At 59.7% G+C, this 11,557-nt stretch carries 11 protein-coding genes; 4 read left to right on the top strand and 7 right to left on the bottom strand.

Annotated features, from left to right (window positions below; all coding sequences use genetic code 11):
* Positions 1-109 precede the first annotated feature (109 nt).
* Both QZT71_RS03120 and QZT71_RS03115 read left to right on the top strand, forming a co-directional pair.
* Positions 110-721 (top strand): RNA polymerase sigma factor, encoded by a 612-nt coding sequence (locus tag QZT71_RS03120; RefSeq protein WP_295912319.1) that lies wholly within the window; start codon positions 110-112, stop codon positions 719-721.
* A 41-nt stretch (positions 722-762) separates the two neighbouring features.
* Positions 763-1,734, top strand: a complete 972-nt coding sequence (locus QZT71_RS03115) for a FecR family protein (protein WP_295912316.1) — start codon at positions 763-765, stop codon at positions 1,732-1,734.
* 116 nt (positions 1,735-1,850) lie between these two features.
* On the opposite strand, the gene QZT71_RS03110 is transcribed toward QZT71_RS03115, so the two are convergent.
* The 7 genes from QZT71_RS03110 to glyA all read right to left on the bottom strand — a co-directional run bounded on the left by QZT71_RS03110 (position 1,851) and on the right by glyA (position 9,644).
* Positions 1,851-2,699, bottom strand: a complete 849-nt coding sequence (locus tag QZT71_RS03110) for an alpha/beta hydrolase (protein ID WP_295912314.1) — start codon at positions 2,697-2,699, stop codon at positions 1,851-1,853.
* 40 nt (positions 2,700-2,739) lie between these two features.
* The gene (gene ptsP / locus QZT71_RS03105) at positions 2,740-4,341 is read right to left on the bottom strand and encodes a phosphoenolpyruvate--protein phosphotransferase (protein WP_295912312.1); all 1,602 of its coding nucleotides are present in this window, start codon (positions 4,339-4,341) and stop codon (positions 2,740-2,742) included.
* Positions 4,341-4,604 carry an HPr family phosphocarrier protein gene (locus tag QZT71_RS03100; RefSeq protein WP_295912309.1) on the bottom strand — a complete coding sequence of 88 codons (264 nt, stop codon included), beginning with the start codon at positions 4,602-4,604 and terminating at the stop codon, positions 4,341-4,343. The genes ptsP and QZT71_RS03100 overlap by 1 nt, the downstream gene beginning before the upstream one ends.
* An 8-nt stretch (positions 4,605-4,612) precedes the next feature.
* On the bottom strand, positions 4,613-6,490 hold the full coding sequence (locus QZT71_RS03095; protein ID WP_295912306.1) for a PTS mannitol transporter subunit IICBA: 1,878 nt from the start codon (positions 6,488-6,490) through the stop codon (positions 4,613-4,615).
* Between the two features lie 222 nt (positions 6,491-6,712).
* The gene (locus QZT71_RS03090; protein ID WP_295912303.1) at positions 6,713-7,660 is read right to left on the bottom strand and encodes an alpha/beta hydrolase; all 948 of its coding nucleotides are present in this window, start codon (positions 7,658-7,660) and stop codon (positions 6,713-6,715) included.
* A gap of 10 nt (positions 7,661-7,670) precedes the next feature.
* Positions 7,671-8,351, bottom strand: coding sequence for a DUF2461 domain-containing protein (locus QZT71_RS03085; RefSeq protein WP_295912300.1), 681 nt, complete (start codon positions 8,349-8,351; stop codon positions 7,671-7,673).
* 12 nt (positions 8,352-8,363) lie between these two features.
* On the bottom strand, positions 8,364-9,644 hold the full coding sequence (gene glyA, locus QZT71_RS03080) for a serine hydroxymethyltransferase (protein ID WP_295912297.1): 1,281 nt from the start codon (positions 9,642-9,644) through the stop codon (positions 8,364-8,366).
* Between the two features lie 172 nt (positions 9,645-9,816).
* Here glyA and fabG point away from each other — a divergent pair, with 172 nt between their 5' ends.
* Complete coding sequence (fabG, locus tag QZT71_RS03075) at positions 9,817-10,563, top strand: 3-oxoacyl-[acyl-carrier-protein] reductase (protein WP_288331369.1); 747 nt, start codon at positions 9,817-9,819, stop codon at positions 10,561-10,563.
* Between the two features lie 232 nt (positions 10,564-10,795).
* A complete protein-coding gene (locus tag QZT71_RS03070; protein WP_295912286.1) occupies positions 10,796-11,476 on the top strand; it encodes a CatA-like O-acetyltransferase in 681 nt (226 codons plus the stop codon).
* The last annotated feature ends 81 nt before the right edge of the window (positions 11,477-11,557 follow it).

Raw genomic sequence — 11,557 nt, 5'->3', positions numbered from 1 at the left:
CTGTCAACGGCGGCGGGTTTCAGACCCGTCGCCGTTCCTGTTGCCTGTCGGCTAATAAAAAAAGGCCTGCGGGTATGCAGATGTGTAAATATTTTCTAACTTTGTACTGATGGAGTCTTCCGAACTCATAGCTGCAATCCGTGACGGAAGCCGCGAGGCTTTCGATGAAATGTGCGGCCGATATTACGCTCCGCTGACGGCTTATGCCCGGCTCTTCCTGCATGGAAACTGGGCACAGGATGTCGTGCAGGATGTCTTCGTGAATGTCTGGATACGGCGCGGGGGCCTCGATCCCGGGCAGTCGTTCTACGGCTATCTGCTGCGCTCGGTCTACAATCAGTCTGTCAATTACGTGAATAAACACCGCCATGCCAGCAACTACCGCTCCTACCACCAGGAGCGGATCGAAAGCATCGGCTACGCTTATTACGACCCGGATAAAAACCCGGTAATAGAGCAGCTGTATTCGCAGGATCTGCGCAAAAGTATCAACGAGGCAATCTCGGCCCTGCCGGACAAATGCCGCGAAGTTTTCACGTTGAGTTACCTCGAGGGATTCTCGCACCGGGAAATCAGCGATCGGCTCGGCATTGCGCAGAGTACGGTCGAGAACCACATCTACCTGGCGCTGAAACAACTGCGGGCGAAATTGTCGAAACCGGAGCTGCTGATGGTGATGCTCCTCATTTTCCTGACCAATAATTCGCATGCGATTGGGTAGATCCCGCCCGTTAATTGTATAGTAATCGAGCAACAGACAAAATGGAAGATACGATTATAATGGACGCCGTCTTACAAAAATATTTTGCCGGGGAAACTTCGGAGCTGGAGGAGAAATACATCCTCGAATGGCTGGAGGAGTCGGAGGAGCACAGGAAGTACTTCTTCGAACTGAAAAGCCTGTGGAATGCCCGCAACGTTTTCGCCGAAAGTTCCGATCTCACGCGTTTCGCCGCATTCATGCACGGCATCGACAGGCGCATCCGGAAAATCGACACGGCACGCCGGCGCGGCAGGCTGCTTCGCTGGTCTTTGGGCACGGCCGCGGCCATCCTGCTTGCAGTGTGCGCAGGGGCGGCATGGCATTTCCTCGCCTCGCCCGGCATCTACCGTATTTACGAGAACAACACGGCGACCGTGACGACCGTGACACTCGACGACGGCACGCAGGTATGGCTCAACGCCCATACGAAACTGACCCTGCCCCGGGAATTCAGCGCAACGCAGCGGGACGTGGAATTGTCCGGCGCCGCCTTTTTCGAAGTGGCCCGGAACGAGGCCGCCCCGTTTACGGTATCGACCGACAACCTGCGCGTGCGCGTGCTCGGCACGGCATTCTGCATCCAGGCTTACAGCGGCTCGCAGCAGGCCGAGGTGATTCTCGAGCACGGGGCGGTACGCCTCCAGACACCCGAAGGGGTAAACCTGGTAACGCTGCAACCCGACCAGCGCGCCCTGTACGACGCAGCAGACGACAACCTCGCCATCTCGCAGGTGAACGCTTCGCACCTCGTGCTCACGCAGTACGACCTGGTGACGATGGCCAACACCACGCTGCACGAAATCATCTCGCATATCGAAACGACATACGACGTGCGGATTTCGATACCGGAACGTTACGCCGACAAGCGATATACATTCAACTACCAGCGTTCGAACAGCCTCGATGAGGTACTGCACATCGTCGAATACATGACGGGCGAACACTGCGAAGTCATCTACCGCAAAAAATAGGCACACATTCGTACGGGACACGGCACCCTGCCGGGTTCACGGGACGAGGCAAAAAAATAAGTATCCCCGGTCGTAAAAACCGGGGATACTTATTTTCTGCCTTTTGCCTGCGCCCGTTACAAGGTCGAAAGCCAGTCGAGGGCGGCTTTCTGCCAGTCGTCGTAATACCGGAATTTGGAGTTCATGCCCCAACCGTGACCGCCGGAAGGATAGATATGGAGCGTGGCCTTGATGCCGTACTCTTTGAGCCGCTGGTAAAACAGGGCGCTGTTCACTGCCGGCACGACCTTGTCGTCGTCGCAGTGGAACAGCAGCGTCGGAGGTGTCGAAGTGTCCACCTTCTTTTCGAGCGAGAACTCCTGCGCCACCGGGGCGTCGGCATCTTCGGCCCCGAGTAGCTGCACGAACGTACCCTTGTGCCGCTTGTCCGCATCGGCCGAAATCACCGGGTAGAAAAGAATCATGAAATCGGGCTTCACCTCGGAGAGCGTTCCCACGCTGCCTGCGAGGTATCCCCCGGCCGAAGTGCCCGACACCCCTACTTTCGCCGGGTCGATATGCAGTTCGGCAGCCATCGAGCGCATAACGCGCAGGGCCTCGTCGGCGTCGTTGCGCGGTACCTCGCGGTGGCCGTTGGGCAGGCGGTACTTCACGACGGCCGCCGTAATGCCGTTTTCGGCGAACCACTTGGCCTCCTTGTGGCCGTTGCCCACCGAAAGGGCCGAATAGCCGCCTCCGGGAAAGAAGACCAGCGCCTGTCCCGTGGCATTGTCGCCGGCTTTGTAAATCCACATTTCGGCTTTCTGCGTGTTTTTCCACTGGCCGGGTTTATACTCGATTTCATCGCCCGTAAGACCGTTCGATGTGGGCGCCGTCGAATTATCCCACAGGACGATGTGGTAGTCCTGTGCACAGAGGGCCGACGACAGCGCGAGGGCGGCCAACAGGAGCAGTGTTTTCTTCATGTTTTGTGTAGTTTGAGATTTTAGATGTAAAAATACAAAATTATTCGCTGTTACGTATACGTTGCTTGAGTGCCCCGACGGCAGGCGGGCTGACGCTGAACTCCTCGAGCCCGAGCGACAGCAGCAGTTGCGTGGCGCGAGGCGCGGCAGCCAGTTCGCCGCACATCCCGACTTCGATTCCGGCATGGCGGGCTGCGGCGATCGCCATGCCGACGCTGCGTTCCACAGCCACGTCGAACGGGTCGCAGAGATAGGCTACACGAGGATTTCCACGGTCAGCGGCCATGATATACTGGGTGAGGTCGTTGGTGCCGATACTGAAGAAGTGCGCCTCGGCGGCCAGCAGGTCGGCGATGAGGACGGCAGCGGGCGTTTCGATCATCACCCCCAGCTCCATATCGCGCCTAAAGGCAATATGCTCGGCCTCCAGTTCCGCCATGCAGGCCGCGACGGCGGCCTTCGCCTCGCGGAACTCCCCGACCGAGGCAATCATCGGGAACATGATTTTCACGTTGCCGCAGGCTCCCGCCCGGAGTAAAGCACGCAACTGGGTGCGGAACACATCGCGCATGGCGAGTGAAACGCGGATGGCCCGCCAGCCGAGAAACGGATTTTCCTCATGTTCGAAATGCATGTATGGCAGCGCCTTATCACCCCCTACATCAAGCGTCCGTATAATAAGCGGACGCTCGCCGCAAAGCTCCGCGGCAGCCCGGTAGGCCTCGAACTGCTCCGCTTCGCCGGGAAAAGCATCCCCCTGCATATAGAGGAATTCGCTGCGGAAAAGGCCGATGCCCCCGGCTCCGGCGTCGAGCGCCTCACGCACCTCTTCCACGCTCCCGGCATTCCCCAGCACGGCGATTTTGCGGCCGCTGCGCGTAACGGCAGGGGCCTGCGCCCCCTCCCGGCTGCGAACGGCCTCCTGTCGCAGGATTTCGGCACGACAGCCGTATTCCCGCTCGGCAGCGGCATCGGGACAGACGAGAAGTTCACCGCATTCACCGTTGATTATCAATCTATCACCCGTTTTTATCTCACGTGTGGCTTCGGGCACTCCTACCAACGCCGCCACACCCTTGTTTCGGGCGATAATGCAGACGTGGCTCGTACGGCTTCCGCGCTCCGTCACCAGCCCGGCTATCCGGCTGAAATCCATCAGCGCCGTATCCGACGGTGCCAATTCCCGGGCCACGACAATCGTTCCGGGCGGCAGTTCCGCAAAGGGATTCGCCTCGGGCTCTCCGGAAAGGATGCGGCGAATCCGGGCGCAAACGTCCCGCACATCGTCGACGCGGCCGCGCAGGTATGCGTCGTCGAGCGCCTCCAGCATGCCGCATATCTCCGCGCAGGCTTCGCCGAGCGCCTGCCCGGCGGAAACACCCCCATGTGCAATGCGCTCCTCGACCTGCTCCGCAAGCAAAGGGTCGTCGGCCATCTCCCGGTGTGCGGCAAAAACCGCATTCCCGGCAGCCAACACCTCCAACTCCTCCTTCGCCCGCTCCATGGCCATGCGGAAACGGGCCGTTTCCGTCTCCGGGGACGCAGCTTCGGCTGACGGCATCTGCAACGCATGCCGTTCGAGCACGAACGCCGTTCCAACGGCGATGCCCGCCGTCGGGATTCCGGTACGAATGACGCGCATTACTCCCGGATATTGGCGATGAATTCCCGGACGGCCTGCACGGCGGCGGCCTCGTCGCCGCCGTCGGCAAGGATTTCGATTTCGGTGCCGGACTTCAATCCCAGGGCGAGAACCGAAAGGACGCTCGCGGCGTTGGCCTCTTTCACAGCGGTACGAAGGGTAATTCGGGCATGAGCAAAGCCCTTGGCGAGTTTCGCCAGTTCCCCGGCAGGACGCGCATGCATGCCGTTCGGGGCGGTAACGGTTATTTTTGTAGTTGTCATATCGATGGTTATTTCAGGTTATCATAGATTATCTTCGGATCGGTCGCCGTCATCAGCCGCTGCAGCAGCTCCTCGTCCTCGAACGAGGCGCTCAAGCGGGCCAGGATGTCGAGGTGCGCATCCCCCACACCCGCAATGCCGACGACAAGATGAACTTTTTCGCCGCCGAAATCCACCCCGCCGGGATACTGCAACACGACGATGCCCGAGTGCAGCACACGCTCCCTGGCGTCGGACGTGCCGTGCGGAATGGCGATTCCCATACCCAGGCAGGTCGTCGCCAGCTCCTCGCGGCGCAGCATCGCCCCGATATACTCCGGCTCGGCATAACCGCCTGTAACGAGCAGTTCTCCGGCCCGGCGGATTGCGGCCACTTTCGGCTCCGGCGCCAGTCCTACCCGGATATTTTCGGGTCGCAGTATGCCTCCGCCGTCCGGTGCGGCGGCATCATCGGGCAGGGTGTTTTCGTTTTGCTTCACAGCCGTACCGCCGACTCCGGATGCACGCTCTGCGGCCCGGTCGAGCCGGGCGAAAAGCGCGTCGAGGTTAGCATCGGTAAGGAAATTGTCGATAACGACAAGCTCCGCGTCTTTTACCGTCCCGGCAATCCGTGCGGCCAGCAGGGACTGGCATACGACGACATCGGCATCGGCGGGAATGCTGTCCGCGGCGCTGTTGCCGACCAGAACGCCGATGCCTGCATCCGCAAGCCGTTTGCGGAACCGGGTGGCACCGAGGGCGCTCGATCCCATGCCGGCATCGCAGGCGAAAACCACCTTGCGGACAGGCATCCCAGCGGGGTGCGGTGCCGTTCCGCCAACGACTCCCGGCGCGGGTTGTGCCGGGCTGCCGGCGGCATGTCCCGTCGCAGGCGATTCGGCGGCCGAAGCCCGCCGCACAAAAGGCGAAGCGACGAGCAGCGATACGGCAGCCGAAATCAGCACCCCGAGCAGGACGACAAGGGTTTGTCCCCTGGGAGCCATCGCCAGCATCGACACGATGCTTCCCGGCGAGGCGGGGGCCACCAGCCCTGCGCCCGACAGCGAGAAAAAGAGCAGTCCCGCGGCGCTGCCCACAATCGGGGCGAGAATCAGCGCCGGACGTGCGAGGATATAGGGGAAATAGATTTCGTGGATGCCGCCGAAAAACTGGATGACAACAGCGCCCGGCGCCGACTGGCGGGTGCTGCCGCGGCCGAAAAGCCAGCAGGCCAGCAGCACGCCCAGACCGGGCCCGGGATTGGTTTCGAGCAGGAACATAATCGACTGTCCGGTTTCGCGTGCCTGCTCAATTCCGATAGGTGAAAAAATCCCGTGATTGACGGCGTTATTGAGGAACAGCACCTTGGCCGGCTCGACGAAGAGGGATACGAGCGGCAGCAGTCCGTGGCGAATCACAATCTCCGCACCGTTGCTGATGAGCACCGTCAGCCCTGTGACGACACTGCCGACGACGCAGTAGCCCAGTATGGCCAGCAGCATGCCCAGGATGCCGACCGAGAAGTTGCTGACAAGCATCTCGAATCCGGCCTTTACGCGCCCCTCAATCCATCTGTCGAACCACCGGATCGTGCAGCCCGCCAGCGGCCCCATAATCATGGCACCGATAAACATCGGAATGTCGCTGCCGACGATGACGCCCACGGCGGCGACGGCGCCCGTCACGCCGCCCCGCTCCCCGGCGACATTACGGCCGGCCGTATAGGCAATCAGCAACGGCAGCAGGTAGGTCAGCATCGGGTCGACCAGCTGCGCGAGGCGTTCGTGGGGCCACCACCCCGAAGGGATGAAAAGCGCCGTGATAAATCCCCACGCGATGAACGCGCCGATGTTGGGCATGACCATGCCGCTCAAAGTCCTGCCGAATTTCTGTATTTGTTGTCGCATAGTTTACTTTCTTGTATTATAATACAAGGAAAGCGTGCGAATCACCTACCCGAAACCGGAGAATCGGCACTTTTTGCTGCAGAAAAATGCAGTTGGCGACAGGTTGCCGTCGCCGGATGCGCATTTTGCCGTTTCTGTCCGGGAGTGCGTCCCCGGCACACGGCGCAAAAAATGCCGCCCTCTCCTACGGAAAGGGCGGCTGCGAATCGTCGAACGGTAAAACTACCGGCCGAAATTGGCCCGGATATAGTCCGTCAATGAAAATTCCTTGGGAAGCTGCGGCGCATCGAGCGGCGTGACATAGGTGTCGATCACCAGCGGCCGGCTATCGCGGACAAACCGTTCGAGGAACGAATCGATTTCGTAGCGGTTGTCGGACATCGGACGCGTCGCCATGACGTGATCGGTGTCGGTCACCGAATAGAACCAGTGAGGCACACGCTTCCGGGTGAGTTCTTCCGCGATATGTTTCGAGCCGAAGAATCCGGCGCCCGCATAGGTGACCACGTCATACGGAACATTGCGGTCGGCGTCGCCGTGGAAAAGCATGATCGGAGCGGGGGTTTTGGCCCACCGCAGTTCTTCCTGCATGTCGAAAATAGCTCCGGCATAAGATATTATCCCTGCGTAGTTGAAGTCTTGCGGGAGCTTCTTTTGTGCCAGCGGATGGTCGTTGCAGATGCCGTATTCTCCCATCAGGACGGTGATTGCCCCGGCGCTCGAGCCGCTTGCCACGACCGAGCTCCTGTCCACACCCCACGCACCGGCCTGCGCGAGCACGTATGCCGTAGCATCGTAGAGGTCGCCCACAGCCATTGCAAGCGTCGCCATCCAAGCCTCGGGGAAAGTCTGCTCGTCGAGCGGCCCGGCCTGCAGGGCTTTCTTCATGCCGAGGCGGTAATCAATCGACACGACGACATACCCCCGACGGGCGTAATACTCGAAATAAGGCAGGTAACTCGCATTGTCGCGCGTCCCGGAAACGAAACCACCCCCGAATACAAACATCAGGCAGGGTCGCATGCGGCTGTCGGGCGTGAGCGCCGTATAACGGTCGAGCCGCAGCGTATCGGCCTCCTTGACGGCATAGACGAACGTCTGTTTCCCGACTTTCTGCGCATGCGCCGCGGCAATGGCGAACAGCGCGAACAATACCAGAAACCTTTTCATATTTCGCAAATTACATCATCTCCTCGTAGGCGAACTGCACGGCGCGGTTCACAATCGCGACGAAGGGCTGCGTGCGGCGGAACTCCGCAAGGGTACGCTCCAGCAGGTCGTCGGAGAGGAGAAACTCCTCGGTGATCTTCTTGGCAATGTAGAAGTCCTTGAGCTTGAGCATCTCGGCGTATTCGCTGTCGGCAGGAAATCCCGTCGGCACACGCTTGAGCTTGTTTCCTTCGACGATGTCGAACCCTTTCGCCTTTTTTATGGCCGCTGCAATTTCCGCACCGTTGTCGAGGATCTCCTCTCGCACGCTGCGCAGCACGACCGGCTCGGGACAGTAAAGGCCCGCAGAGAGGAGGTTGCTCCACACCAGGCTGTCGCAGCACGGTTCGATATGGAAGTAGTAACCGGCGAAACCCGACTTTTTGCCCTTCGGCGCAATGTATGCACCTATATATGTTTTATAGGGCGACTTGTCGGGGCTGAACCGCGTGTCGCGGGCGATGCGGTAGGTGCAGTCCTGCACCCGAAGGCCGCGCACCGTCGGATCGAATTCGGCGATTCCCGCGATCAACTGCTCCGTGAATGCCGCGAACTGCCCTTTCACACGCGTCCACTCGGCGCGGTGGGCGTCGAACCATGCACGGTCGTTGTTGTCGTGCAGGCGGCGGAAAAAGTCGATTACCTCTTTCATCCCACCGGAATTTTACCAGGCGAAAAGCGGATAGCCGGCCATCAGGGCGTTCACATCCTTGCGTACGGCGGCAATGTTGGCCTCGCTCTCGGGATCGTGCAGCACACGGTCGATCAGCTCCACGATATAATCCATCTTGTCCTCTTTCAGGCCGCGGGTGGTAATGGCCGGCGTACCGAAGCGCAGGCCCGAAGTCTGGAACGGCGAACGGCTGTCGAACGGCACCATGTTCTTGTTGGTGGTGATGTCGGCGGCCACGAGGCACTTCTCGGCCAGCTTGCCCGTCAAATCGGGGAATTTCGTGCGCAGGTCGACCAGCATCAGGTGGTTGTCCGTACCGCCCGAAACAATCTTGTAACCGCGTTTCACGAATGCTTCGGCCATCGTTTTGGCATTTTTCTGCACCTGCGTCTGGTACTCCCTGTAACCGGGCTCGAGCGCCTCGCCGAAAGCCACGGCCTTGGCGGCGATGACATGCTCCAGCGGGCCGCCCTGGATACCGGGGAATACGGCCGAGTTGAGAATCTGCGACATCATCTTCACGGCGCCCTTGGGCGTGGTGAGCCCCCACGGATTTTCGAAGTCCTTACCCATCAGGATAATGCCGCCGCGTGGGCCACGCAGGGTCTTGTGCGTCGTCGAAGTGACGATATGTGCGTATTTCACGGGGTTGTCCAGAAGCCCGGCGGCAATCAGGCCGGCCGTGTGGGCCATGTCCACGAGCAGCAGCGCACCCACCTTGTCGGCAATCTCGCGCATCCGTTTGTAATCCCACTCGCGCGAGTAGGCCGAAGCGCCGCCCACAATCAGTTTGGGCTTGCATTCCAGCGCCTTGCGCTCCATGGCGTCGTAGTCGATGACACCGGTGGCTTCGTCGAGCTGGTAGCCTACGGCGTTGAAATACTTACCCGACATGTTGACCGGCGAACCGTGCGACAGGTGCCCGCCGTGCGCCAAATCGAGGCCCATGAAAGTATCGCCGGGCTGCATGCAGGCGAAGAATACCGCCATGTTGGCCTGCGCGCCCGAGTGGGGCTGCACGTTGGCGTATTCGGCGCCGTAGAGGCGGCAGATGCGCTCGATGGCGAGCGTTTCGACCTTATCCACGACCTCGCAACCGCCGTAATAGCGCGCGCCGGGATAGCCCTCGGCGTATTTGTTGGTCAACACGGAGCCCATAGCCTCCATGACCTGTTCGCTGACAAAGTTCTCCGAGGCAATCAGCTCGATGCCATGCATCTGACGGCTGCGCTCGGCGGCAATCAAATCGAAAATCTGGGAATCTCTTTTCATATCGTTTAAGGGTTTTGCGAATTTCCGTTTACGGTGGGTAAAGTTAGTAATATTTGGCGAAAATCCGTCGGCGGCGGAGCGTTTCAAAATATTTTTCTTAACTTTGTTCGTCTTTTGGATGAAAAAAGGAAAAACAGAATATTTTGTCAAAACTCTTAATACTTTGAAAGCTATGAAATTACTCGAAGGTAAAGTGGCTGTCGTAACGGGTGCAGCCCGCGGTATCGGCAAAGCCATCGCACTTGAATTCGCCAAGGAAGGCGCCGATGTGGCGTTTACCGACCTTACGATCGACGAGAACGGCAAGGCTACCGAGGCCGAGATCGCAGCGCTGGGCGTCAAGGCCAAAGGCTACGCGTCGAACGCAGCGAATTTCGAAGAAACGCATAAGGTAATCGACGAAATCGTCAAGGATTTCGGCCGCATCGACATTCTCGTGAACAACGCCGGCATCACCAAGGACGGCCTGATGATGCGCATGTCCGAGGCACAGTGGGATGCCGTGCTGACGGTGAACCTCAAATCGGCGTTCAACTTCATCCACGCCGTGACGCCGATTATGGCCCGGCAGAAGAGCGGCTCGATTATCAACATGTCGTCGGTGGTGGGCGTCAGCGGCAACGCCGGCCAGTGCAACTACTCGGCGTCGAAAGCCGGCATGATCGGCCTGGCCAAGTCAATCGCCAAGGAGATGGGCCCCCGCGGCATCCGCGCCAACGCCATCGCCCCGGGATTCATCATGACCGAGATGACCGACAAACTGCCCGACGAGGTGAAGGAAGGCTGGTACAAGCAGATTCCGCTCCGCCGCGGCGGCACGCCCGAGGATGTCGCCAAGGTGGCGCTGTTCCTCGCATCGGATCTCTCGTCGTATGTCAGCGGACAGGTCATCCACTGCTGCGGTGCGATGAACTGCTAACAGCCCACACCGAAAGACGGATGCCGCAAGGCTCCGGATTCGAACAAAAGCGCCTGCCGGATAAATCCGGGCAGGCGCTTGCATTTACATTCGGCATTCCGCACGCCCCAGCTATTCGGGGCGGCCGGGCAAGGCAAAATACCGCAAGACAACGACACAACCGCGCCGGCATACCGTTCCCTCCCGGGGGCAGCCGATACGCAAATGCGGTAGTTTTGCTATCTTTGCACCCATGAAACATATCGTAGACATCGAAACATGGGAGCGGCGCGACAACTACGCTTTCTTCCGCGATTTCCTCAATCCGTGGATTTCGGTCGCGACCGAAATCGACTGCACCGAAGCCCGTGCGGCGGCCAAAGCCGCAGGGCGTTCTTTCTTCCTCTATTACCTCTACGCCATCGTACGTTCGGTCAATGAAATCCCCGAATTCCGCTACCGCACGGACAGCCGGGGACAGGTCGTCTACCACGACACGGTGGACGTAATCTCGCCCATCGCCGTTCCGGGGCATACGTTCCATACCGTCCGCATCCCCTATCACGCCGACTTCGGGCATTTCTACGATGAGGCGCGCGCCATCGTCACCAACATCCCGCAGGACGGCGACCCCTACGGCGCGGAAAAGGTGATTCAAGCCCAGGGCGACTACGATGTTTTTCTGTTGAGCGCCACGCCGGAGCTCTATTTCACCGCCCTGACCTATGCGCAAAGCGCCCCGGGCCAGCCGACGGAATATCCGCTGATGAACGCCGGCAAAGCCGTGCTCCGTGAAGGACGGCTGGTGATGCCGCTTTCGATTTTCGTCAACCACGCATACGTCGACGGCGCCCATATCTCCCGCTTCTTCAGCCTCGTCGCAGAACACCTGAAGCGGATTTCCGGCGACGACCAGGCCCCGGCGGCCCTTTAAAGGGCTGCGGGGCGAATATAGCATCGTTTTTGCTATGCCTAACAGAATAAAGGATGCTTCCCGGACAAGTCTGAAAAATAA

This window comes from uncultured Alistipes sp., assembly GCF_902388705.1.
Classification (GTDB): Bacteria; Bacteroidota; Bacteroidia; order Bacteroidales; family Rikenellaceae; genus Alistipes.
The sequence above is the reverse complement of the archived record's forward strand: the minus strand, read 5'-3'. Positions and strand labels throughout refer to the sequence as shown.

Bases quoted from the DNA above. Each gene is read 5' to 3' on its own strand.
- QZT71_RS03120 (WP_295912319.1), top strand. From the start codon at position 110: ATGGAGTCTTCCGAACTCATAGCTGCAATCCGTGACGGAAGCCGCGAG.
- QZT71_RS03115 (WP_295912316.1), top strand. From the start codon at position 763: ATGGAAGATACGATTATAATGGACGCCGTCTTACAAAAATATTTTGCC.
- QZT71_RS03110 (WP_295912314.1), bottom strand. From the start codon at position 2,699: ATGAAGAAAACACTGCTCCTGTTGGCCGCCCTCGCGCTGTCGTCGGCC.
- ptsP (WP_295912312.1), bottom strand. From the start codon at position 4,341: ATGCGCGTCATTCGTACCGGAATCCCGACGGCGGGCATCGCCGTTGGA.
- QZT71_RS03100 (WP_295912309.1), bottom strand. From the start codon at position 4,604: ATGACAACTACAAAAATAACCGTTACCGCCCCGAACGGCATGCATGCG.
- QZT71_RS03095 (WP_295912306.1), bottom strand. From the start codon at position 6,490: ATGCGACAACAAATACAGAAATTCGGCAGGACTTTGAGCGGCATGGTC.
- QZT71_RS03090 (WP_295912303.1), bottom strand. From the start codon at position 7,660: ATGAAAAGGTTTCTGGTATTGTTCGCGCTGTTCGCCATTGCCGCGGCG.
- QZT71_RS03085 (WP_295912300.1), bottom strand. From the start codon at position 8,351: ATGAAAGAGGTAATCGACTTTTTCCGCCGCCTGCACGACAACAACGAC.
- glyA (WP_295912297.1), bottom strand. From the start codon at position 9,644: ATGAAAAGAGATTCCCAGATTTTCGATTTGATTGCCGCCGAGCGCAGC.
- fabG (WP_288331369.1), top strand. From the start codon at position 9,817: ATGAAATTACTCGAAGGTAAAGTGGCTGTCGTAACGGGTGCAGCCCGC.
- QZT71_RS03070 (WP_295912286.1), top strand. From the start codon at position 10,796: ATGAAACATATCGTAGACATCGAAACATGGGAGCGGCGCGACAACTAC.